We start from the raw sequence: 21,761 nt of genomic DNA, 5'->3' as shown, positions 1-21,761 counted from the left end.
GTCCCCTCGGGGGTGTCTTGTCGATCATGCCGGGCTCGCGGCGCCTGGCACCGCTCCCCGATCCGGCCTGATCGACAAGACACCCCCTAGAGTGTCCGGACAACTACTGTGCCGTCTGAGATCTGAGGAACCAGTGCGCCGACTTGCCGGCCTCCTCGTCGTTCCGCTGCTGCTGCTGACCACAGCGGCGTGCGGCAGCGACGAAAAGGGCTCCGATTCCGGTTCGATGAAGAACGGGCTTCCCGCCATCACCGCGGGCGAGAAGTTCGGCGAGAAGCCGACCCTCTCCAAGGGCGTGGGAGACCCGCCCAAGGCCCTCAAGGTCAACGTCATCAGCGAGGGCACGGGCGCGGTGACGAAGAAGGGCGACGCGCTCCAGGTGAACTACCTGGGCCAGGAGTGGGACGAGACCACGCCCTTCGACAACAGCTTCGACCGGAAGCAGCCCTTCGAGCTGACCCTCGGCGCCGGCCAGGTCATCAAGGGCTGGGACCAGGGTCTGGAAGGCCAGAAGGTCGGCAGCCGCGTCGAGATCGGCATCCCGCCGGAGCTCGGTTACGGTGCGCAGCCGCCGGAGGGCATCAAGCCCAACTCGACCCTGGTGTTCGTGGTCGACATCCTGAAGGCCGTCAGCATCCCGAAGTCCGCCGAGGGCACCGTGGTGGCCCAGGACGACAAGGACCTGCCGAAGGTCGGCACCAACACCGACGGCAAGCAGCCCTCGCTGACCATCCCCAAGGTGGCCCCGCCGACCAAGCTGGTCTCCAACTACGTCCTGGAGTCCAAGGGCGAGGTCGTCAAGGACACGGACACGGTCGTCGTGAACTACGTCGCCGCCCTGTGGAAGGACGGCAAGGTCTTCGACTCGACCTACGTCCAGGGCAAGCCCGCCAACTTCCCGCTCGGCCAGCTGACCCTGAAGGGTCTCAAGGACGGCATCGCGGGCAAGAAGGTCGGCAGCCGCGTCCTGATCGTGGCGCCGCCGTCGGAGGCGTTCGGCGACCAGGAGAAGCAGGGCATCCCGAAGAACTCCACGCTCGTCTTCGCCGTCGACATCCTGGCGAAGATGTAAGACTGTCCGGGTCGCGTGGGCCATCGTCCGCGCGGTTCAATCGGTATGAGGAGCACACTGCAGTGAGCATCGAGAAGCCCGAGGTCGACTTCCCGGGCGGCGAGCCGCCGGCCGTTCTGGAGATCAAGGACATCTGGGAGGGCGACGGCGCCGTTGCCGAGGCCGGGAACCAGGTCCTCGTCCACTACGTGGGTGTGGCCTTCAGCACCGGCGAGGAGTTCGACGCGTCCTGGAACCGCGGCAACCCGCTCGGCTTCCAGCTCGGTGTCGGTCAGGTCATCGCCGGCTGGGACCAGGGTGTGCAGGGCATGAAGGTCGGCGGCCGCCGCCAGCTGGTCATCCCGCCGCACCTGGCCTACGGCGAGCGTGGCGCCGGTGCCGCGATCGGCCCGAACGAGACGCTGATCTTCGTCTGCGACCTGGTGGCCGTCCGCTAGGGCTGATCCCACCCCGGCCTGACGAGGTCCGTGGTTCCGAGGACCCCCGCCCCTGTGGTGGGGGTCCTCGGGCGTTTGTCCCGGCTTTTGTCAGGGCCGCGCGGAGCGGTACGGTCGGACGTCTCAGGAAGTTCGAGAAGTCACCGAGAAGTCAATCCGGCAGAAGAGGGTGCGGGGCGTCGATGGCGATTGCCAAGGCCGAGCGGCTGATGAATCTTGCGCTGTGCCTGCTCGGAACCCGCCGGCCGCTCAGCAAGAGAGAGCTCCGCGGCTCCATCGAGGCGTACATGGAGGCGACCGGCGAGGACGCCTTCAACCGGATGTTCGAGCGCGACAAGGACGATCTGCGCGAGCTCGGCCTGGTCATCGAGACCGTCGAGAACCTGGACGGCGAGACCGGCTACCTGGCCCGCCGCGACTCCAACCGGCTGCCGCCCATCACCCTCGACGCCGAGGAGGCCGCCGCCCTCGGGCTGGCCGCCAAGGTCTGGCAGCAGGCCCGCCTCGCGGGGGCCGCGAGCGGCGCCCTGCAGAAGCTGCGCGCCGCCGGGATGCCCGAGGCGGAGGACTCGTTCGACGACCGGCACAGCGCCCTCGAACCGCGCATCCCGGTCCACGAGGCCGCCTTCGAGCCGCTGATGCTGGCCTGCCGCGACCGCCGCCCGGTCGTCTTCGACTACCGCAAGGCCAACGCCGCCCGCCCCGAGACCCGGCACGTCGAGCCGTGGGGCCTGGAGTGCTGGCGCGGTCACTGGTACCTGGCGGGCTGGGACCGGGACCGGGGCGCCGAGCGCGTCTTCCGGCTCTCCCGCATCACCGGCAAGGTGCGCTCCCGGGCCGGCGCCTTCACCGCGCCCGTGCCCGACGTCGTCACCGTCCGGGAGACCGTCGAGAGCTGGGCCGGCGAGACCGCCACGCGCTCGGCCCGGATCCGGCTGCGGGCCGGCTGCGGCTATCCGCTGCGCTCCCGCGCCCGGTCGGTGACCGAGGGCGCCGACGGCTGGGACGAGCTGGAGATCCCGTACGGGCACGGGCTCGACGCCTGGCTGGTGGAGTTCGGCCCGGACGTGGTCGTGCTGGAGCCCGCCGATCTGCGGGCCGACGTGGTGGACCGGCTGCGCGCCGTGGCCAAGGGCTGAGGGGGAGAGGAACGATCATGGCCGTCAACGCCATCGACCAGACGAGGCGGATGCTGTCCCTCGTCACCTATCTCCGCGAGCGGCCGGGCGCGCACGTCGCCGACGTCGCCCGCGCCTTCGGGATCACCGAGGACGAGCTGATCTCGGACCTGGACGTGCTGCCGATGTGCGGCACCAGCTTCCGCGGCGGCGACCTGCTCGACATCGACACCGACGGCGACCGCATCTGGTGGCACAACCCGGACGACGTCGCGGAGCCGCTGCGGCTGGCCGCCGACGAGGCGACCGCGCTGCTCGTCGCCGCGCGCGCGGTGGCGACGCTGCCCGGGCTGCGCGAGGGCGACCGGGAGGCGCTGCTGCGCGCCACGGCCAAGCTGGAGGCGGCGGCCGGCGAGGCGGCCGGGGCCAGCTCCCGGCTGTCGGTGACCTTCGAGTCCGAGGGCGGCGTCTTCGCCGAGGTCGACCGGGCGATCTCGGAGCGGCGCCGGCTGTGGCTGCGCTACTACTCGCCCGCGCGCGACGAGCTCACCGAGCGCGAGGTGGACCCGATCCGGCTGTTCGCCGTCGGCCACACCTACATGGAGGCGTGGTGCCGGCTCTCCGAGGCGCGCCGCACCTTCCGGCTCGACCGGGTCGCCGAGATCCGGATCCTCGACGCGCCGGCCGCGCCGCCGGAGATCGAGCTGCGGGACCTGTCGGAGGGGCTGGTGCAGCCGTCCGCCGAGGACCCGGAGGTCGTGGTGGAGGTCGGGCCCGGCGGCCGGTGGGTCGCCGAGTACTACCCGCACGACGCGGCCGAGGAGCTGCCCGACGGCGGTCTGCGGATCACCCTGCGCACCCCGGCCCCGGCCTCGCTGCGGCGGCTCGCGCTGCGGCTCGGCAGCGACGGGCGGATCGTGGCCCCGGCCGAGCTCGCGGACAGCGCGCGGGAGGCGGCGACCGCGGCGCTGGCCGCGTACGAGGGCTGAGCGGGCCCCGACACCAGGGGAACGTGACGTTCCGGGGGCGCCGGGCGCTGTTTCCAGTGAGAGGCTTCGATCGGCGCGTACCCGCATCGGCGCACCCGTGCCAGCGCACCCGTAGCGGGCACCCGAACCGGCGTACTCGTACCGCAGTGGGGAGAGTTAGGGAAATGTCCGTGATGTCTACGATGTCCGGTCTTACGGCGGCGGTCGCCCCGGTCCTCTTCAAGGCCGCCTGCCCCGACTGCCGCGCCCGCTTCGAACTCTCCGCGGGCGCCCTGCGGCTCGCCATCGGCGCGAGCCGCCGCACCACCTTCTACTCCTTCACCTGCCCCGAGTGCGGCAGCGCCGTCCGCAAGCCGGCCGGCGACCGGATCGTCGAACTCCTCACGGGCGGCGGCGTGAACACCCTGCGCCTGCACACGACCGGCTGACGGCCGGCCCGCCCGGAGCGTCTAGGCTCGACGCATGTTCTGGCCCATGCTCGCCATCGCTCTCGGCTTCCTCGGCATCGCCGTCCTCGGCCTCCTCGGCATCAAGGTCTTCCTGGAGGCCCAGCGGCTCGGCCGTCAAGTGGCCCGCACCACAGAGCGCATCCACCGGGCCGCCGAGGACCTGGAGCGCGCCGCGGGCGACCTCGCGCGAACGGGCCAGACGCTGCCCTGACTTCGCGCGCCCGCCACGGGCGGGCGGCGCGGCGGACGCAATCGCCCGTATGCAAGGCCATTGCCGCCCGTTTACTCCTGCGGGTTACGATCGCTGGCAGCGCGGTGGACGGACGGCTGTCCGGACGGCCGGGCACGTACGTTCCATATCGCCTCGGTGAAGAAGGTAGACAGCTATGGGTAGGCTCGGCCCCACCGAGATCATTCTGATCCTCGTCGTCGTCATCCTGCTGTTCGGTGCGAAGAAGCTGCCGGAGATGGCCCGTTCGCTGGGCAAGTCCGCCCGCATCCTCAAGAGCGAGGCCAAGGCGATGAAGTCGGAGGAGCAGCAGAGCGCCCCCGCCGACGCGTCCCAGACCGCCGCTCAGGACCAGGCCGCGCCCCGCACCATCCAGGCCGCTCCCGGCGACGTGACCAGCGCGCGTCCCGTGACCGAGCCCACCGACACCACCAAGCGCTGAGCCGGCCCGCCGCAGCCGCCGCGCAGCGCGGCGGCTGCCGCACGAGATGAGGACGTGGGTTGCTCAAGTCTGCCCGCAAGCAGGAGAAGGACCCCGAGGGCCGCATGCCCCTCGTGGAACACCTGCGTGAACTTCGCAACCGCCTCGCGAAGGGCCTCCTGGCCATCGCCGCGGTCACCATCGTGGCCCTCGTGTACAGCGAGGACATCATGCAGTTCCTGACCCGGTCGGTGCCCAAGTGCCCGCCGGGCGTCACCAGCGACGGCGGCAACTGCGCGATCGTCTCCTTCAACACGCTGATGGCACCGTTCAGCACGACGATCCAGCTCTCTCTCACGACGGGCCTCGTCGTGGCGAGCCCGGTCTGGCTGTACCAGCTCTGGGCCTTCGTCGCGCCCGGACTGCACAAGCACGAGAAGAAGTACACGTACCTCTTCACCGGCGCCGCGGTCCCGCTCTTCGCGGCCGGCGCCTACATCGCGTACCTCATCCTCCCCATCAGCGTGCAGGTGCTCATCAGCCTCACGCCCGCGGGATCCGCCAACATCCTCTCGCTCGGTGACGTCCTCGACTTCACCCTGCGCATGGTGCTGGTCTTCGGCCTCGCCTTCGAGCTGCCGCTCGTGCTCGTGATGCTGAACCTCTCCGGCGTCCTCAGCGGCCGCCGCATGGCCCGCTGGTGGCGCGGCGTGATCATGGGCGTGTTCATCTTCGGCGCCGTGATCACCCCGACCACCGACCCGGTCGGCATGCTCGCGCTCGCCATCCCGATCAGCATCCTCTACCTGGGTGCCGTCGGCTTCGCGCTGCTCAACGACAAGCGGCGCCGGCGCAACAACCCCGACGCCGAGCTCGACGACGACGAGGCCTCGCAGCTGGACCTCACGCCCGAGCCCATCGGCCGGACCGAGACCGTGCCCGCCGCCCGGGCGCTGCCCGAGCAGGCGAGCGGGGAGCAGGACGGCGCCGGATCGCAGCGGCTGAACGGCTACGACGACATCACCTGACGGCAGACCCGACGGCACGCCCGACGGTCGTGACGTGCGAAGGTCCCCCCGGATCCGTCCGGGGGGGGCCTTTCGTATGCGCGCAGCCGGGTCCCCTGCCCCGGATCCCCGGATCCCCGGATCCATTGATCCCGATCCCAGGAGGCGGATCCCGGGGAATCGAAGCCGCTCGATAAAGATCGCGTCACTGTCAGAGGTGGCGGGTAGGCTCGACAACAAGATGACAGAGGACCTCACACCAGCCGAAGCGTACGCAGCCGCTCTGAACCGCAACCGCGAGCAGGCCACCGCGCTGGCCCCCTTCCGCGAGATGTACGACTTTGGTCTGGACCCCTTCCAGATCGAGGCGTGCCAGGCCCTCGAGGCGGGCAAGGGCGTGCTCGTCGCCGCTCCCACGGGCTCCGGCAAGACCATCGTCGGCGAGTTCGCCGTCCACCTCGCCCTCTCCCAGGGCCGCAAGTGCTTCTACACGACGCCCATCAAGGCGCTCTCCAACCAGAAGTACGCCGATCTCGTCAAGCGTTACGGCCACGACAAGGTCGGCCTGCTCACCGGCGACAACAGTGTCAACGGCGACGCCCCGGTCATCGTCATGACCACCGAGGTCCTCCGCAACATGCTGTACGCGGGGTCCCAGGCGCTCTCCGGTCTCGGGTACGTCGTCATGGACGAGGTCCACTACCTCTCGGACCGCTTCCGCGGCGCCGTCTGGGAGGAAGTGATCATCCACCTCCCCGAGTCCGTGACCCTGGTGTCGCTCTCCGCGACCGTGTCCAACGCCGAGGAGTTCGGCGACTGGCTGGACACCGTGCGCGGCGACACCGAGGTCATCGTCTCCGAGAGCCGCCCCGTGCCGCTGTGGCAGCACGTCCTGGCCGGCCGCCGGATGTACGACCTCTTCGAGGAGGAGACCGACCATGGCGGCCGCGGCGCCTCGCGCCGCGAGGTCAACCCCGACCTGCTGCGCCTCGCCCGCACCGAGAACTCGCGCACGTACAACCCGCGCGAGCGGCGCCGCGGCAAGATGGTCCGCGAGGCCGACCGCGAGCGCGAGCGGCGCCAGCGCTCCCGCATCTGGACCCCGGGCCGGCCCGAGGTCATCGAGCGGCTCGACGCCGAGGGACTGCTCCCCGCGATCACCTTCATCTTCAGCCGCGCCGGCTGCGAGGCCGCCGTCCAGCAGTGCCTCTACGCCGGCCTGCGGCTCAACGACGACGACGCGCGCCGGCGGGTCCGTGAGATCGTCGAGGAGCGCACCGCCGCCATCCCTGACGAGGACCTGCACGTCCTCGGCTACTACGAGTGGCTGGAGGCCCTGGAGCGGGGCATCGCCGCCCACCACGCCGGCATGCTCCCGACCTTCAAGGAGGTCGTCGAGGAGCTCTTCGTCCGCGGCCTCGTCAAGGCCGTCTTCGCCACCGAGACCCTGGCGCTCGGCATCAACATGCCCGCCCGCTCCGTGGTCCTGGAGAAGCTCGTCAAGTGGAACGGCGAGCAGCACGCCGACATCACCCCCGGCGAGTACACCCAGCTCACCGGCCGGGCCGGCCGCCGTGGCATCGACGTCGAGGGCCACGCCGTGGTGCTCTGGCAGCGCGGCATCGACCCGGCGCACCTCGCCGGACTCGCCGGCACCCGCACGTACCCGCTGCGCTCCAGCTTCAAGCCCTCGTACAACATGGCGGTCAACCTGGTCGACCAGTTCGGCCGGCACCGCTCGCGCGAGCTCCTGGAGACCTCCTTCGCCCAGTTCCAGGCCGACCGCTCGGTCGTCGGGATCTCCCGGCAGGTGCAGCGCAACGAGGAGGGCCTGGAGGGCTACCGGGAGGGCATGACCTGCCACCTCGGCGACTTCGAGGAGTACGCGCGGCTGCGCCGCGAGCTCAAGGACCGCGAGACCGATCTCGCCCGGCAGGGCGCCGCCCAGCGGCGCGCCCAGGCCGCCGCCTCCCTGGAGCGGCTCAAGCCCGGCGACATCATCCACGTGCCCACCGGAAAGTTCGCCGGCCTCGCCCTCGTCCTCGACCCGGGCGTCCCGGCCGGGCGGACCGACGGACACCGCGGCTTCGAGTACCACGACGGGCCGCGCCCGCTCGTGCTCACCGCCGAGCGGCAGGTCAAGCGGCTCGCCTCGATGGACTTCCCGGTGCCCGTGGAGCCGCTGGAGCGGATGCGGATCCCGCGGTCCTTCAACCCGAAGTCGCCGCAGTCCCGCCGCGACCTCGCCTCCGCGCTGCGCAGCAAGGCCGGGCACATCAACCCGGAGCGGCACCGCAAGCAGCGCTCGGCCGCCGCCGACGACCGCGAGATCGCCCGGCTGCGCACCGAGATCCGCGCCCATCCCTGCCACGGCTGCGACGAGCGCGAGGACCACGCCCGCTGGGCCGAGCGCTACTACCGCCTGCAGCGCGACACCAAGCAGCTGGAGCGGCGCATCGAGGGCCGGACGAACACCATCGCCCGCACCTTCGACCGGATCGTCGCGCTCCTCACCGAGCTCGACTACCTGCGCGACGACGACGTCACCGACAACGGCAAGCGGCTCGCCCGGCTCTACGGCGAGCTCGACCTGCTCGCCAGCGAATGCCTGCGCGAGGGCGTCTGGGAGGGGCTCACCCCTGCCGAACTGGCCGCCTGCGTCTCCGCGCTCGTCTACGAGGCCCGGCAGTCCGACGACGCCGTGGCGCCGAAGCTGCCGACCGGCAATTCCAAGGCGGCGCTCGGCGAGATGGTGCGGATCTGGGGCCGGCTCGACGCGCTGGAGGAGGAGTTCAAGCTCCACCAGGCCGAGGGCGTCGGACAGCGCGAGCCCGACCTGGGCTTCGCCTGGGCCGCCTACCAGTGGGCCTCCGACAAGGGGCTCGACGAGGTGCTGCGCGAGGCCGAGATGCCGGCCGGCGACTTCGTCCGCTGGTGCAAGCAGGTCATCGACGTGCTCGGGCAGATCGCGGCCGCCGCGCCGAGGGAGAACAGCACCGTCGCGAAGAACGCGCGCAAGGCGGTGGACTCGCTGCTCAGGGGTGTGGTGGCGTACAGCTCGGTGAGCTGACGGGGAGCCGCCGGCGACGCCTTCGAGGGCGCCGCCGGCGGACGCCGTTGATGGTGAACTGACAAGGGTTTCCACAGGGCTGGCGGAGTGTCAGCTCCTTCCGCTTCCATGGTTGTGGCGACGCCGATAGGGCGGCGCCACAACTCCTGCGGAAGGAAACGCACGTGACCACGCAAGCCGGTCCGTCCGCCGTCGGCGAGGCCACGCCCTCGACGGCGGACGGGCGGAAGACCGTGCCGGGCCCGCGCGGTGTCCCGGTGCTCGGGAATCTGCCGGAGTTCGGCAAGGACCCGCTCGCCTTCTTCGAACGGCTGCGTGAGCGGGGCGACTTCGTCCGCTGGCGCTTCGGGCCCGGGCCCGCGCTGTTCATCGCCCACCCCGAGTCCATCGGGGAGATGCTCACCGAGGTCGAGCGGACCTTCGACCAGCCCGACCTCGGCATCGCCGTGCGTACGCTGCTCGGCGAGGGGGTCGTGGTCGCCAAGGGCGCGGACTGGCGGCGCAAGCGCTCGCTCGTGCAGCCCTCCGTGCGGCCCCGGCAGGTCAAGTCGTACGCGGCGACCATGGCCGAGTGCGCGGTCGACGCGGCCGGGCGCTGGGCCGACGGGCAGCGCATCGACGTCAAGCGGGAGATGGCCGCGCTCACCCAGCTCATCGCCGTCCGCACCATCTTCGGCGTCGACACCGCCGCCGACGCCGAGTCCATCGGCCGCGCGATGGACGTGGCGCAGCACGAGATCGGCGCCGAGTTCAGCGGCCTCGGCGCGATCCTGCCCGACTGGGTGCCCACGCCCGGGCGGGCCCGCATCAAGCGCGCCGTCGCCGTCATCGACGCCGAGGTCGCCCGGGTCGTCGCCCGTCACCGCGACGGCGACACCGACCGTCCCGACCTCCTCAGCCGGCTGCTCGCCGCCCGCGACGAGACCGGCGCGCACCTCTCCGACCGCGAGATCCGCGACGAGACCGTCACGCTCTACATCGGCGGCCACGAGACCACCAGCTCCACCCTCGTCTGGGCCTGGTACCTGCTCTCCCGCAATCCGCGCGTCGCCGAGGCGCTCGGCGCCGAGCTCGACCGGGTCCTCGGCGACCGCGACCCCGGCTTCGACGACTACGCCGAACTCGCCTACGCCCAGGCCGTGGTGAAGGAGACCCTCCGCCTCTACCCGACGATCTGGCTCCTCACCGGCATAGCCAAGGAGGGCGCCACCCTCGGCGGCGCCCCGGTCCGCCCCGGCACCCGCGTCTGGTCCAGCCAGTGGGCCACCCACCGCGACCCGCGCTGGTTCCGCGACCCGCTGGAGTTCCGCCCCGAGCGCTGGCTGTCGCCGAAGGACGGCGGCACCGAGGGCGAGGCCGAGGAGATACCGGAGTACGCCTGGTACCCCTTCGGCGGCGGCCCCCGCGTCTGCCTCGGCACCCGCTTCGCCATGGTCGAGTCGGTCCTCGTCCTGGCCGTCGTCGCCCGCCGCTTCCGCCTCGAACTGGACGCGGAGGAGATACGCCCGGTGCCGGGCCTGACGCTGCAGCCGGACCGGGAGGTGCTGGCGACGGTGCGGGCCCGGCATGACCGGCAAGACACCCGGTAGGGGCTTCCCGGCCCTGGTCTGCCGGTGAGCCCTAGGGGCTTTCCGGCCGGATCAGCGCCGTCGCGAGGTCGCTCAGGTCGCCGGCCCGCAGCACCCGGTCGCCGAAGCCCGGCAGCGGGACGTGCAGAGGGCCGGTCCAGCGGGCGGGGATGGCGTCCGGGCCGTGGACGGCACCGGCGAGCATGCCCGTGACGGCGGCGACGGTGTCGGTGTCGCCGCCCAGGTCGATCGCGGCGGCGAGAGCCGTCTCGTAGGAGTCGGTGGTGCGCAGCGCCCACAGGGCGGAGCCGAGGCAGGGCCAGACGGCGCCGTTGAACTCGGTGGCGTCCTCGGGGCGCCAGCCGGGGGCCAGGACGGTGGCCCAGCGGTCCCGGTGGGCGTCCGCCACCTCGGCAAGCGCGGCGGGGACGGCCGCGAGCGGGTCCTCGCCGAGGAGGGCGACGCGGACCAGCTCGTGGAGCACCGCCGTGCCCTCCCAGGCGGCGCGGTCCCCATGGGTGAGGGCGGCGATCCGACGGCCCGCCGCCATGGTGGCGGCGCGGCCGGCGGCCGCGAAGTACACGGCCGGGGTGGCGGCCCGCATCAGCGAACCGTTGCCCGCGCCACGCCCGTTGACCTGGAAGTGCACGGCGGCGGCGGTGTCCCAGGGATCGCCGCCGAGGAGCACCGCCTCGGTCTGCAGGCCGATGTCCTTCGGTTCGGCCTGCGCCCAGCGGCGGAAGCGGGCGAAGAGGTCCGGCAGGTCGAGCCCGCCGCGTTCGAGGAGCGAGTCCGCGACGAGCACGGCCATCTGCGTGTCGTCCGTGGCCTCGCCGGGCTCCCAGCCGCCGCCCCCGCACATCTCGCCGCGCCCGTCCGGGAAGCGCTCCCGGAACACTCCGGGGAGCCCGAACTCGAAGGGTGCCCCGAGTGCGTCGCCGACGGCGGAGCCCAGGACGGCGCCGATGGCGCGGTCGTCGTATCGCATGCGGTGAGGCTACAGAGGGACCGGCGCGGTGGGGCGGGCCCGGCGGGCAGCGCGGAGCGGCACGAAGAGGAGGAGGGCGAAGGGGGACAGCAGGATCGTCAGGACGAGAAGAGGGCTCGTGAGGAAGGGAGGAAGGCCCAGGCGGCGGGACTCGCGGTAGATCCACTGGCCGAGCAGCAGGTCCCAGGCGATGACCTGGGCCCACAGGGCGGCCGCGCCGTTCGGGAGGGCGGTGAGGGCCTGGAAGCCGGGCAGGTCGGGGCGGCTGACCGCGGCCCAGAGTTCGGGGAGGACCGGGACGGCGAGGAGGAGGTAGACGGCGAGCACCGGCAGGACGGTGAGCGGGGAGGCGGCGACGCGGTCGGTGACGCGCCGGCCGGGGGCCAGGATCATCAGGAGCCAGACCGGCGCCGCGAGGAGGAAGGCCAGGTCGAAGAGGAGGGCCGGGTCGGTCATGCGGCGAGCTCCAAGCGGCGCGGAGTGCGCAGCGCCAGGGCGGCGCCCGCGAGGGTGAGGGCGGCGATCGCGGCGGCGGCCGTGAGGGTGGTGGCGTCGGGGGAGAGGAGCGGCTGGCCGCGCAGGGCCTGCCAGGTGAGGAGGGCGAAGGTCGCTGCGTACGAGCCGGCGCCGACCAGGACCAGGCGCAGCCGGACGCGGTCGTCGGCGAGGCGGGCGTAGCGCGGGGCGAGCGCGGCGAGCACGAGCAGGACCAGCGGGACGAGCTGCAGCGCGTGCATGCCGAAGAAGTGGGCGATGCGCAGGTCGCCGCCGGTGGTGGACCAGCCGGTCAGCGGCAGCCCGGGGCCGCCGTCGGGCACGCCGACGCTGTGCGCGCCGATGGTCGGCGAGTCGGGCCGGGCGAGCTGCTCGGGCGTGGGGACCACCATCACGAAGCCGACGGCCGCGCCCGCCAGGGCGATGAGCGAGGAGAGCCGTACGGCCCAGGCGGTGGCGCGGTCAAGGATGCGGGCGCGCAGCAGCAGGACGGCGATGAGGAGCGCGGCCAGCCAGAGCACGACGACGGTGAGGCCCATGGTCCGGAAGACGGCCGTGTCGAAGGGCGTCGCGTTGTTGAAGTGGCTGCGCCGGCCGCGGATCACCTGGCCGGTGATGAGCACCATCTCGACGACACTGGCGGCGGTGAGGACGGTCCCGGCCCACCAGCCGACCCGCCGGGCCCGGGCGCCGGGGAGCAGGGAGAGCATCCAGGCGAGCGAGAGCCCGTAGGCGATGAACGACAGCGAGAACTTCAGCGGCTTGGCCCAGATCGGCTGGCCGAGCAGGATCCGGTCGTCGAGGACGAGCCCGGCGGCGGAGACGAGCGCGAGACCGGCCATGGAGGCGACGAACCAGAGCAGCGGCCGGTGGAGCGTGCGGAGCTGGGGCGCCGAGTGCTGCGGGTGCGAGAGCTGTGGTGCCGAGGACATGGATCCCCCCGTGGGATGCGTCAGTGAAATGGATAGTGGCACTTTCTGCTATCCGATAGCGCCACTATCTATGATGGAGGGTCGGTCGGCAAGGCCGGAGTCCGGCCGGAAAGGTGAACACGCGGTGCGCATCGGAGAGTTGAGTCGCAGGACCGGGGTGTCGGTGCCCACGATCAAGTACTACGTGCGGGAAGGGCTGCTGCCCGCCGGGCGGTTGACGAGCCCCAACCAGGCTTCGTACGAGGAGACGCACGTCCGGCGGCTCCGCCTGATCCGTGCCCTGCTCGACGTCGGCGGGCTCTCCGTGGCGGGCGTCGGCGCGGTCGTCGCCGCGATCGACGACGAGGAACGGTCGCTGCACGACGTGCTGGGCGAGGCGGCGGAACGGGTCGTGCCGCGCTACGAGGAAACGCGGGACCGGGACGCGGCGGCCGACGAGGAGACCGCCGAGGATTCGCGGCCGTCCCTGGTCGCCGCGCGCGCGAAGGTCGCCGCGCTGATCGACCGGCGCGGCTGGCGCACCGAACCCGAGGCCCCGGCGTCCGAGGCCCTCGCCTTCGCGCTCGCCGCCCTCGACGACGCCGGCCACGGCGGCTTCGCCGACCTGGTCGACGACTACGCCGAGGCAGCCGAGCGCGTGGCGCACGCGGACCTCGACTGGGTGGCCCGCAACGTGGTCCGCGAGGAACTCGTCGAGAGCGTGGTCATCGGCACGGTCATGGGCGACGCGGTGTTCTCGGCGCTCCGGCGGATGGCCCATGTCGACGCCTCGGACCGGCTGTTCGGCATGGAGCGCTGACACCCGGTAAATCGCGGGAGGTGGGGGAGGCGGGGAGGGGGGGGAGGTGCGCGCGAGGCCCCCGGTCGCCGCACGCCGGAGGCCAGGAAGGATCCGGAAGGCTTCCGGGGGTCGTACGGGGGCCCGGGAAGCACGGAGGGCCCTGGACTGAAGCGAACGTATCGGAAGGCCCCGGAAAGCCCCGGAATGCGCCCCGGAAACGTCCCGGAAAGCCCGAGGGGGCGGGAGCCCCTCGGCTCCCGCCCCCTCGGGCGTACGCGACGCGTGCGTCAGCTCTCCTGCTCGCGCTCCACCTGCTCGTTCCACTCGCGCTTGATCGCGCGCCACGCCTCGTCCGACTTGCCGAGCCGCCAGTAGCCCGAGATCGACAGCCGCTCGCGCGGCACCTCGCGGTCGATCCGCAGGTGCCGGCGCAGCTCCTTCACGAAACCGGCCTCGCCGTGCACGAAGGCGTGGACGTCCCCGGCCGGGAAGTCCAGGCCGCGCACGGCCTCCAGAAGGGCCTCGCCCACCGGGCGGGAGCCGCGGTGCAGCCAGGTGACGTCGATCCCGGCCGCGGTCGCGAACTTCTGCTCCTCGGCCGCGTCCGCGACCTCCACGAAGGCACGCACCGTCGCCCCCTCCGGCAGCCGCTCCAGGGCGGTCGCGATCGCCGGCAGGGCGCTCTCGTCGCCGACCAGCAGGTGCCAGCCGGCGGCCGCGTCCGGGGTGTAGCCGCCGCCGGGGCCGAGGAAGCGGATGGTGTCGCCGGCCTGCGCCCGCGCCGCCCACGGGCCGGCCAGGCCCTCGTCGCCGTGCACCACGAAGTCGAGCGTCAGCTCGCGCTGGACCGCGTCCCAGGCCCGCACCGTGTACGTCCGGGTCGTCGGCCACTGCTCGCGCGGGAACTCGGCGCGGATCCGCTCCATGTCGAACGGCAGCGGGTACTCCACGCCCTCCGGCGCGAACAGCAGCTTCACGTAGTGGTCGGTGTAGTCGCCGGCCTCGAAGGCGTCGAGCTGCGGGCCGCCGAGCACCAGGCGCACCATGTGCGGGGTGATCCGCTCGGTGCGGATCACCTGGGCCTCGTAGGCCCTCGGGGCCTTGCGGGCGGGCTGTGCGGCGGACTGATCTGCCACGGGCGGTCTCCCCCTAGTCGGTCTCATGCTTAGGCTTGCCTAAGCTAGCACCCTGCGGTGAACCGGCCGGCGCCATCGGATCACCATCGGATCACCATCGGATCAAGGCCCCCGCAGCCCCCGGACCCCCGCGACCCGGACCTCGGCCCTCCGGTGTCCCGAACCCCGCGACCCAGAGCCCGGGCCTCCGGTTCCCAGATGCCCGCCCGGACGCCCTCCTCAGCCCGCCAGCACCGGCAGCAGCCGGCCCACCGCGCCGCCCAGGCCCCACCGCTCCACCAGGCCCGCGAGGGCCTCCGGGTCCCGGGGCGTCCTCGGCAGCGCGGCCGTGAACTCCGCCAGCGGTGCGTCGCGGGCGACGCGGACCACCGTCGGGGCCACGTCGAGGTACGCGGCGGCCTCCAGGATGCCGCGCCGCTTCGCCGGGGTCAGCTTCGACGTCCGGTCGGCCGCCGCCGACCGGACGCCGGCCAGGTCCCCGTACTCCGTGATCAGCTGCGCGGCCGTCTTCTCGCCGATGCCCTTCACGCCCGGCAGGCCGTCGCTGGTGTCCCCGCGCAGCGCCGCGAAGTCCGCGTACTGGTCGGCGCGCACCCCGTACTTCGCGAGGATCAGCTCCTCGTCCACCAGATCGCAGTCGCCGACGCCCTTGCGCGGATACAGCACCCGCACGCCCCGCTTGTCGTCGACCAGCTGGAACAGGTCGCGGTCGCCGGTGACGATGTCGACTGGGCCCGAGGCCCGCTCCGTCAGCGTGCCGATCACGTCGTCCGCCTCGAAGCCCGCCGAGCCGACCCGGGCGATGCCGAGCGCCGCGAGGACGTCGACGATCACCGGCACCTGCGGCGACAGCGTGTCCGGGACCTCCTCGATGTCCGGCCCGGTCTCCGTCACCTCGGCCACCCGGTGCGCCTTGTACGAGGGGATCAGGTCCACCCGCCACTGCGGGCGCCAGTCGTCGTCCCAGCAGGCCACCAGGTCGTCCGGCCGGTGGTCCTGCACCAGCCGGCCGATGAAGTCGAGCAGCCCGCGCACGGCGTTCACCGGCGACCCGTCCGGCGCCCGGACCGAGTCCGGCACGCCGAAGTACGCGCGGAAGTAGAGGCTGGCGGTGTCGAGGAGCATCAGGCGTCGCGTCACACCCCGATCATGCCGCACCCCACCGACAACACCCGCGCCGATCATGCCGCACCCCACCGACAACACCCGCGCCGATCATGCCGCCCCGCACCGACAACACCCGCGCCGATCATGCCGCCCCGCACCGACAACACCCGCCCCGGTCGTGACGCCCGTCACCTTCGCGTTTGCACAGTTCAAGCCCGGGCAGGCGCGAGCCCGGAGCGAACCCGGTACGGGATTCCGGCAACGGATCCGGTACGCGACGGGTCGCGCGGGCCGATCCCGCCACGCTCCACGGCCCGGCCGCTGCGGGGGTGGCAGGCCGTTTTTCGTTGCTACCCGTGAGGTGTATGTGTCCAGGCTCCAGGCCGACCATCTGTACAAGGTGTTCGGCAGACGACCCGACGAAGCAGTCCGCAAACTCGCCGAAGCCGGCGCCGACCGGGACGCCCTGCGTTCCGACGGCACCACGGCGGCCGTCATCGACGCGTCCTTCACCGTCGACGCCGGCCAGATCTTCGTCGTCATGGGTCTGTCGGGGTCCGGCAAGTCCACCCTCCTGCGCATGCTGAACGGGCTGCTCCCGCCCACCGCCGGCCGTGTCCTCTTCGACGGCCGCGACCTCACCGCGCTGTCCGCGCGCGAGCTGCGCGAGGTGCGGTCCACGAAGATCAGCATGGTCTTCCAGCACTTCGCGCTCTTCCCGCACCGCAGCGTCCTCGAGAACGCCGCCTACGGCCTGGAGGTCCAGGGCGTGCCGCGCGCCGAGCGCGAGAAGCGCGCCGCCGAGGCCCTGGAGCTGTGCGGCCTGGCCGGCTGGGAGAAGTCCTGGCCCGACGAGCTGTCCGGCGGCATGCAGCAGCGCGTGGGCCTCGCCCGCGCGCTGGCCACCGACGCCGACCTGCTCCTGATGGACGAGTCCTTCAGCGCGCTCGACCCGCTGATCCGCCGCGACATGCAGGACCAGCTGCTCGTCCTCCAGCAGAAGCTGAAGAAGACCATCGTCTTCATCACCCACGACCTCAACGAGGCCATGCGCCTCGGCGACCGCGTCGCCGTCATGCGCGACGGCCGGATCGTCCAGCTCGGCACCGCCGAGGACATCCTGGTCCGCCCGGCCGACGACTACGTCGCCTCCTTCATCCAGGACGTCGACCGCACCCGTGTGCTCACGGCCGAGTCCGTCATGACCGACGGCACCGTCGCCCCCGAGGACTGCCCGCCCGGCTGCGGCTGCGCCCCGGTCGCGCCCGAGACGCCGCTCGCCGAACTGTGCGCCGTCTCCGCCCGCTCCCTGCACCCGGTGCCGGTCGCCGACGGCGACGGCGAGATCCTCGGCGTCGTCGCCCAGGACCGCCTCCTCGGCGTCATGGGCGGCCTCGACGCCGACGTACGCCCCACGGCCAAGTCCACGGCCGGCTCCACGCTCAAGTCCACGGCCGAGTCCACGGCCGAGTCCACAGCCGGCTCCACGGCCGACGGCGCCGCCACGGCCGATACCGGCTCCGAGCGGGAGGTGGCCGCCCATGCCTAGGCTTCCCCTCGGCCAGTGGGTCGACAGCACCGTCGGCTGGCTCCAGGTCCAGCTGTCCTGGCTCTTCGACGCCATCAGCGCCGTCGTGACCGGTCTCTACGACGGCATCGACGCCGTCCTGTCCGCGCCCCAGCCGCTGCTCTTCGCCGGCATCCTCGCCGTCGTCGCCTGGTGGCTGCGCGGCATCGGCGCCGGCGTCCTCGCCTTCGCGGCCTTCGCGCTCGTCGACTCCATCGAGCTGTGGGACGACGCCATGGCGACGCTCTCCCTCGTGCTCGTCGCCACCCTCGTCACCCTCGTGATCGCCGTACCGCTCGGCATCTGGGCGGCCCGCTCCAAGACCGTCAGCGCCGTGCTGCGCCCGGTCCTGGACTTCATGCAGACCATGCCGGCGATGGTCTACCTGATCCCCGGCATCCTCTTCTTCGGCGTCGGCGTCGTCCCCGGCATCATCGCCACCATCGTCTTCGCGCTGCCGCCCGGCGTGCGCATGACCGAACTCGGCATCCGCCAGGTCGACGGCGAACTCGTCGAGGCCGCCGAGGCGTTCGGCACCACCCCGCGCAGCACCCTGCTGCGGGTCCAGCTGCCGCTCGCCCTGCCGACCATCATGGCCGGCATCAACCAGGTGATCATGCTCGGCCTGTCCATGGTCGTCATCGCCGGCATGGTCGGCGGCGGCGGGCTCGGCGGCGCCGTCTACCGCGCCATCGGCAACGTCGACATCGGCCTCGGCTTCGAGGCCGGCATCTCCATCGTCATCCTCGCCATGTACCTCGACCGGATGACCGGCGCGCTGGGCCGCCAGGTCTCCCCGCTCGGCCGCCGCGCCGCCGCCAAGGCCCGCGCCGCGCGCGCCGCCCGGGCCGGCGCGAAGCTCTGGGGCCACCGCCCGCAGCCCGTCACCGCCCTCGTCGGCGTCGTCGTCCTCGCGCTCGTCGCCGGCGGCATGGGCTTCCTCGGCGGCAACGGCGGCTCCTCCGCCACCGCCTCCGGAAACGGCAGCGGCCACGGCAAGAAGGTCACCCTCGGCTACATCCCGTGGGACGAGGGCATCGCCTCCACGTTCCTGTGGAAGGAGCTCCTGGAGCGCCACGGCTACCAGGTCGAGACGAAGCAGCTGGAGGCCGGCGCCCTCTACACCGGTCTCGCCGGCGGCCAGATCGACTTCCAGACCGACTCCTGGCTGCCCGTCACCCACGCCCAGTACTGGGAGAAGTACCGCAACAAGCTGGAGGACCTCGGCTCCTGGTACGGCCCGACCTCGCTCGAACTCTCCGTCCCCTCGTACATGAAGGACGTCAACACCCTCGCCGACCTCAAGGGCAAGGCCGGGCAGTTCGACGGGCGCATCGTGGGCATTGAGCCCAGCGCCGGCATGATGGGCATCCTCAAGGACAAGGTCATGAAGGACTACGGCCTGGAGGGCGAGTACAAGGTCGTCGACGGCTCCACGCCCGGCATGCTCGCCGAGCTGAAGCGCGCGTACGACAAGAAGCAGCCCATCGCCGTCACCCTCTGGTCGCCGCACTGGGCGTACTCGACCTACGACCTCAAGAAGCTCAAGGACCCCAAGGGCAGCTGGGGCAAGGGCGACGGCGTGCACACCCTGGCCCGCAAGGGCTTCGCCGCCGAGAACCCCGAGGTCGGCGCCTGGCTGAAGAAGTTCAAGCTCAGCGAGCAGGAGCTGACCGGCCTGGAGGCCGTCATCCAGCAGACCGGCAAGGGCAAGGAGCAGCAGGCCGTCCGCACCTGGCTCGACCGGAACCCGGGCCTCGCGGAGCGGCTCGCCCCGCAGTAGCTCCCGAGTAGCTCACGCAGTAGCTCCCGCAGTAACGCCCTGTCCCACAGCGGTCGCCGCCACGACTGCTGTCCGAAAAGGGGTGGTCGCCGAGCGTGTTCGGAACGCGTCCGGCGGCCACCCCTTTTCGCCACGACGCGAAACCCCGGCCCAAAGCTGCGTAAGGTTCAGGTAACCGACCAGTACACCTGAGGCACACGAGGGAGGGGGCCGACATGGACGACAAGGAGTCGCTGCGCGTGGGCGCGGCCGTCAAGAGGCGCCGTCGCGCGCTCCAGCTCACCCTGGCCGTCGTCGCCCAGCGCAGCGGCCTGTCCGTGCCCTTCCTCAGCCAGGTCGAGAACGAACGCGCCCGGCCCAGCGACCGCTCCCTCCAGCTCGTCGCCGTGGCCCTGGAGACCACCGCCGCCGAACTCCTCGCCGCCGCCGAGGCCGCCCGCACCGTCGACGTCGTCCGGGCGGAGGAGGAGCTGTGGGAGATGCCCCCGGGCGTCCGGCCCCTGGTCCGCGGCCGGCACCAGCTCCAGGCCCTGGAGTTCACCGGCGAACAGGACGCGGGACGCGAATTCCTGCACCGCAACGACGAGTTGCTGTACGTCGCCGACGGCGCCGTCGAGGTCGAGGCGGAGGGCCGCGCCTACCGGCTCGACCGCGGCGACAGCCTCTACCTGTCCGGCGGTGTACGGCACCGCTGGCGGGCCACCGCCGCCGGCACCCGGCTCGTCTTCGTCTCCGTCGCCGATCACATCGAGGCCGCGGAGGGGTGAGGTCCACCGTGCGGGTGGTGTCCCTGGTGCCGTCGCTGACGGAGGCGGTCGCCGTCTCCGCCGCGCCCGGCACCCTCGTCGGCGCCACGGACTGGTGCACCCATCCCGCGGACCTCGGCGCGGCGGTACGGATCGGCGGCACCAAGAACCCGGACGTGGCGGCCGTCGCCGCCCTGCGCCCCGACCTCGTCGTCGCCAACGAGGAGGAGAACCGGGCGCCCGACCTCGACGCGCTGCGGGCCGCCGGGATCGACGTGCTCGTCACCGAGGTCCGCGGCCTGGAGCAGGCGTTCGGCGAGCTGGACCGGGTCCTCGCGGCCTGCGGCGTACGGAGCCGGCCCGGCTGGCTCGACGCCGCCGAGGCCGCCTGGGCGGACCTGCGGCCGTACGACCCGCCGCGCACCGCCGTCGTACCGGTCTGGCGCCGCCCCTGGATGGTCCTCGGCCGCGACACCTTCGCCGGCGACCTGCTCGCCCGGCTCGGCATCCGCAACGTGTACGCCGGCCACGCCGAGCGCTACCCGCGCGTCCCGCTCGACGAGCTGAACGCCGCCGCGCCCGACCTCGTCGTGCTGCCCGACGAGCCCTACCGCTTCACCCGCGACGACGGCCCCGAGGCGTTCCCCGGGGCCGCGGCCGCGCTCGTCGACGGACGGCACCTCACCTGGTACGGGCCGTCACTGGCCGAGGCCCCGGCGTCACTGGCCCGGGCCCTGCGAGCAGCGCACCGCTGAACAGGCCGCGCACGGTGTGCGTGCCGGCCACCAGCCAGGCCGCCACGAGCAGCCCGTACAGGCCGACCGCCAGCCAGCGGAAGACCGCGAGACCCGTGTGCTGGGCCAGGCCTTCGGCGCCCGTCACGCACGTGCCGACGGGGAACGTGAACGCCCAGAACGTCATCGCGAACCCCATGCCCCCGCGGCGGGCCCGCGCCACCAGCGTCGCGGCCAGCGCCAGCCACAGCAGCGCGAAACCCATGACCGGGACGCCGTAGAGCACCGCGAACACCGCGAAACCCTGCTCGTACGGGGCCGGGAACACGCCCTTGGCGGCGTCGGCGAACTTGTTCACGGCCGTCGTCGACTGGCCGAGCGGCCCGAGGGCCAGGAACAGCGTGGGCGTCAGGGCGAGGGGCAGCGGCGCGCCCATGACGAGGCGGCCGAAGACCAGCGGCAGCATGACCAGCGTCGCCAGCAGGCTCATGCCGAACATCGCGTGACAGAGGATCAGCAGCGTCTGCTGGGCCGGGCCCTGGGGGAGATGGGGCAGGAGCAGCGGGCCGACGGCCGCCGAGACCATGGGCGCCACCACCGGCAGCAGCCACACCGGCGACGCCTCCGTGATCCGGTGCCGGGCCACCATCAGATACGGGACCGCCACCGCGGCCGCCAGGCCGGTCACCGTGCCCGCCGTGAACAGCACCGCGTCCACCGCCACCGCCGCCGGCAGCCCGATCCAGTCCCGGCCCACCAATATCGTGGCGCCGCCGACCGCGAGCAGCGCCATCGCCAGACAGCCGTAGAACGGGGCCATGGCGGGATCGAGGAGATGGGCGCGGGCCTGGTCGCGGTGGTGCGCCCAGTGCGCCGCGCGGGCGGCGAGCAGCGCGACGAGCATGAGCAGGGACAGCGCCCAGACCGCCGTGCAGGCGGTGCGCAGACCCGGCAGGTCATATGGGAGAGCCGCTCCCGCGTTCGCGACGATGGCGGTGCCCATGACGGAGGCGTACCAGTTCGGTCCGAGGTGACGGACCGTGTGCCGACGGGTGGCGCCGGGGGTGGTGACGCCGGGGGCCGGGAGACGGGGAGCGAGGGTTGCCATGCGTCCACTTTTTCGCGCGATCAC

General features: G+C 72.6%; 21 protein-coding genes. 15 read left to right on the top strand and 6 right to left on the bottom strand.

The genetic code is table 11. The features are described 5' to 3' along the window. Positions 1-133 precede the first annotated feature (133 nt). The 10 genes from ACFYU9_RS27360 to ACFYU9_RS27315 all read left to right on the top strand — a co-directional run bounded on the left by ACFYU9_RS27360 (position 134) and on the right by ACFYU9_RS27315 (position 10,381). Entirely contained in the window at positions 134-1,072 is a 939-nt protein-coding gene (locus ACFYU9_RS27360; RefSeq protein WP_389212668.1) for an FKBP-type peptidyl-prolyl cis-trans isomerase, read from the top strand. A 62-nt stretch (positions 1,073-1,134) separates the two neighbouring features. Continuing rightward, positions 1,135-1,509: an FKBP-type peptidyl-prolyl cis-trans isomerase gene (locus ACFYU9_RS27355; protein ID WP_389212670.1), complete on the top strand. Its 375-nt coding sequence runs from the start codon at positions 1,135-1,137 to the stop codon at positions 1,507-1,509. Positions 1,510-1,691: 182 nt separating this feature from the next. Continuing rightward, on the top strand, positions 1,692-2,648 hold the full coding sequence (locus tag ACFYU9_RS27350; RefSeq protein ID WP_389212672.1) for a helix-turn-helix transcriptional regulator: 957 nt from the start codon (positions 1,692-1,694) through the stop codon (positions 2,646-2,648). A 17-nt stretch (positions 2,649-2,665) separates the two neighbouring features. Beyond that, positions 2,666-3,616, top strand: a complete 951-nt coding sequence (locus ACFYU9_RS27345) for a helix-turn-helix transcriptional regulator (RefSeq protein ID WP_389346359.1) — start codon at positions 2,666-2,668, stop codon at positions 3,614-3,616. A 164-nt stretch (positions 3,617-3,780) separates the two neighbouring features. Beyond that, positions 3,781-4,044, top strand: a complete 264-nt coding sequence (locus tag ACFYU9_RS27340) for a hypothetical protein (RefSeq protein ID WP_389212676.1) — start codon at positions 3,781-3,783, stop codon at positions 4,042-4,044. A 34-nt stretch (positions 4,045-4,078) separates the two neighbouring features. Further along, positions 4,079-4,276: a hypothetical protein gene (locus ACFYU9_RS27335; RefSeq protein WP_389212678.1), complete on the top strand. Its 198-nt coding sequence runs from the start codon at positions 4,079-4,081 to the stop codon at positions 4,274-4,276. 175 nt (positions 4,277-4,451) lie between these two features. Then, positions 4,452-4,736, top strand: coding sequence for a Sec-independent protein translocase subunit TatA (tatA, locus tag ACFYU9_RS27330; RefSeq protein ID WP_389212680.1), 285 nt, complete (start codon positions 4,452-4,454; stop codon positions 4,734-4,736). Between the two features lie 59 nt (positions 4,737-4,795). Continuing rightward, positions 4,796-5,743: a twin-arginine translocase subunit TatC gene (tatC, locus tag ACFYU9_RS27325; RefSeq protein WP_389212681.1), complete on the top strand. Its 948-nt coding sequence runs from the start codon at positions 4,796-4,798 to the stop codon at positions 5,741-5,743. A 220-nt stretch (positions 5,744-5,963) separates the two neighbouring features. Then, entirely contained in the window at positions 5,964-8,792 is a 2,829-nt protein-coding gene (locus ACFYU9_RS27320) for a DEAD/DEAH box helicase (RefSeq protein WP_389212683.1), read from the top strand. A 164-nt stretch (positions 8,793-8,956) separates the two neighbouring features. Next, the gene (locus ACFYU9_RS27315; protein ID WP_389212685.1) at positions 8,957-10,381 is read left to right on the top strand and encodes a cytochrome P450; all 1,425 of its coding nucleotides are present in this window, start codon (positions 8,957-8,959) and stop codon (positions 10,379-10,381) included. Between the two features lie 31 nt (positions 10,382-10,412). Here ACFYU9_RS27315 and ACFYU9_RS27310 read toward each other — a convergent pair whose 3' ends face one another. The 3 genes from ACFYU9_RS27310 to ACFYU9_RS27300 are packed head-to-tail and all read right to left on the bottom strand — an operon-like array spanning position 10,413 to position 12,685. Continuing rightward, complete coding sequence (locus ACFYU9_RS27310; protein ID WP_389212686.1) at positions 10,413-11,348, bottom strand: ADP-ribosylglycohydrolase family protein; 936 nt, start codon at positions 11,346-11,348, stop codon at positions 10,413-10,415. Positions 11,349-11,357: 9 nt separating this feature from the next. Then, positions 11,358-11,804 (bottom strand): ABA4-like family protein, encoded by a 447-nt coding sequence (locus tag ACFYU9_RS27305; RefSeq protein ID WP_389346357.1) that lies wholly within the window; start codon positions 11,802-11,804, stop codon positions 11,358-11,360. Continuing rightward, positions 11,801-12,685 (bottom strand): hypothetical protein, encoded by an 885-nt coding sequence (locus tag ACFYU9_RS27300; RefSeq protein WP_389346506.1) that lies wholly within the window; start codon positions 12,683-12,685, stop codon positions 11,801-11,803. Before ACFYU9_RS27300 ends, ACFYU9_RS27305 begins: the two co-directional genes overlap by 4 nt. A 214-nt stretch (positions 12,686-12,899) precedes the next feature. On the opposite strand from ACFYU9_RS27300, the gene ACFYU9_RS27295 reads away from it, so the two are divergent. Next, the gene (locus ACFYU9_RS27295; protein ID WP_389346355.1) at positions 12,900-13,574 is read left to right on the top strand and encodes a MerR family transcriptional regulator; all 675 of its coding nucleotides are present in this window, start codon (positions 12,900-12,902) and stop codon (positions 13,572-13,574) included. 269 nt (positions 13,575-13,843) lie between these two features. On the opposite strand, the gene ACFYU9_RS27290 is transcribed toward ACFYU9_RS27295, so the two are convergent. Together ACFYU9_RS27290 and ACFYU9_RS27285 are read right to left on the bottom strand one after the other, a co-directional pair. Continuing rightward, complete coding sequence (locus ACFYU9_RS27290) at positions 13,844-14,692, bottom strand: siderophore-interacting protein (protein ID WP_389346353.1); 849 nt, start codon at positions 14,690-14,692, stop codon at positions 13,844-13,846. 219 nt (positions 14,693-14,911) lie between these two features. After that, entirely contained in the window at positions 14,912-15,877 is a 966-nt protein-coding gene (locus tag ACFYU9_RS27285; protein WP_389346351.1) for a 5'-3' exonuclease H3TH domain-containing protein, read from the bottom strand. A 289-nt stretch (positions 15,878-16,166) separates the two neighbouring features. Between ACFYU9_RS27285 and ACFYU9_RS27280 the strand changes: the two genes are divergently transcribed. The 4 genes from ACFYU9_RS27280 (at position 16,167) to ACFYU9_RS27265 (ending at position 20,650) form a co-directional block, all read left to right on the top strand. Further along, positions 16,167-17,348, top strand: coding sequence for a glycine betaine/L-proline ABC transporter ATP-binding protein (locus tag ACFYU9_RS27280; RefSeq protein ID WP_389346348.1), 1,182 nt, complete (start codon positions 16,167-16,169; stop codon positions 17,346-17,348). Next, positions 17,341-19,149 (top strand): ABC transporter permease/substrate binding protein, encoded by a 1,809-nt coding sequence (locus ACFYU9_RS27275; protein ID WP_389212696.1) that lies wholly within the window; start codon positions 17,341-17,343, stop codon positions 19,147-19,149. The genes ACFYU9_RS27280 and ACFYU9_RS27275 overlap by 8 nt, the downstream gene beginning before the upstream one ends. A 215-nt stretch (positions 19,150-19,364) precedes the next feature. After that, positions 19,365-19,916 (top strand): helix-turn-helix domain-containing protein, encoded by a 552-nt coding sequence (locus ACFYU9_RS27270; protein ID WP_389212698.1) that lies wholly within the window; start codon positions 19,365-19,367, stop codon positions 19,914-19,916. 8 nt (positions 19,917-19,924) lie between these two features. Further along, positions 19,925-20,650: a helical backbone metal receptor gene (locus tag ACFYU9_RS27265; RefSeq protein ID WP_389346504.1), complete on the top strand. Its 726-nt coding sequence runs from the start codon at positions 19,925-19,927 to the stop codon at positions 20,648-20,650. Here the strand turns inward: ACFYU9_RS27265 and ACFYU9_RS27260 are convergent. Further along, entirely contained in the window at positions 20,577-21,737 is a 1,161-nt protein-coding gene (locus tag ACFYU9_RS27260) for a TDT family transporter (protein WP_389346346.1), read from the bottom strand. The two genes, ACFYU9_RS27265 and ACFYU9_RS27260, sit on opposite strands and share 74 nt — an antisense overlap. Between the last annotated feature and the right edge of the window lie 24 nt (positions 21,738-21,761).

The organism is Streptomyces sp. NPDC004327 (assembly GCF_042873935.1).
GTDB lineage: Bacteria > Actinomycetota > Actinomycetes > Streptomycetales > Streptomycetaceae > Streptomyces.
The sequence above is the reverse complement of the archived record's forward strand: the minus strand, read 5'-3'. Positions and strand labels throughout refer to the sequence as shown.

Excerpts from the sequence above, each read along its gene's own strand:
- ACFYU9_RS27320 (WP_389212683.1), top strand. The coding sequence starts at position 5,964 with ATGACAGAGGACCTCACACCAGCCGAAGCGTACGCAGCCGCTCTGAAC.
- tatA (WP_389212680.1), top strand. The coding sequence starts at position 4,452 with ATGGGTAGGCTCGGCCCCACCGAGATCATTCTGATCCTCGTCGTCGTC.
- ACFYU9_RS27340 (WP_389212676.1), top strand. The coding sequence starts at position 3,781 with ATGTCCGTGATGTCTACGATGTCCGGTCTTACGGCGGCGGTCGCCCCG.
- ACFYU9_RS27305 (WP_389346357.1), bottom strand. The coding sequence starts at position 11,804 with ATGACCGACCCGGCCCTCCTCTTCGACCTGGCCTTCCTCCTCGCGGCG.
- ACFYU9_RS27270 (WP_389212698.1), top strand. The coding sequence starts at position 19,365 with ATGGACGACAAGGAGTCGCTGCGCGTGGGCGCGGCCGTCAAGAGGCGC.
- ACFYU9_RS27350 (WP_389212672.1), top strand. The coding sequence starts at position 1,692 with ATGGCGATTGCCAAGGCCGAGCGGCTGATGAATCTTGCGCTGTGCCTG.
- ACFYU9_RS27345 (WP_389346359.1), top strand. The coding sequence starts at position 2,666 with ATGGCCGTCAACGCCATCGACCAGACGAGGCGGATGCTGTCCCTCGTC.
- ACFYU9_RS27335 (WP_389212678.1), top strand. The coding sequence starts at position 4,079 with ATGTTCTGGCCCATGCTCGCCATCGCTCTCGGCTTCCTCGGCATCGCC.
- ACFYU9_RS27285 (WP_389346351.1), bottom strand. The coding sequence starts at position 15,877 with ATGATCGGCGCGGGTGTTGTCGGTGGGGTGCGGCATGATCGGGGTGTG.
- ACFYU9_RS27300 (WP_389346506.1), bottom strand. The coding sequence starts at position 12,685 with ATGGCCGGTCTCGCGCTCGTCTCCGCCGCCGGGCTCGTCCTCGACGAC.
- ACFYU9_RS27310 (WP_389212686.1), bottom strand. The coding sequence starts at position 11,348 with ATGCGATACGACGACCGCGCCATCGGCGCCGTCCTGGGCTCCGCCGTC.
- ACFYU9_RS27260 (WP_389346346.1), bottom strand. The coding sequence starts at position 21,737 with ATGGCAACCCTCGCTCCCCGTCTCCCGGCCCCCGGCGTCACCACCCCC.
- ACFYU9_RS27275 (WP_389212696.1), top strand. The coding sequence starts at position 17,341 with ATGCCTAGGCTTCCCCTCGGCCAGTGGGTCGACAGCACCGTCGGCTGG.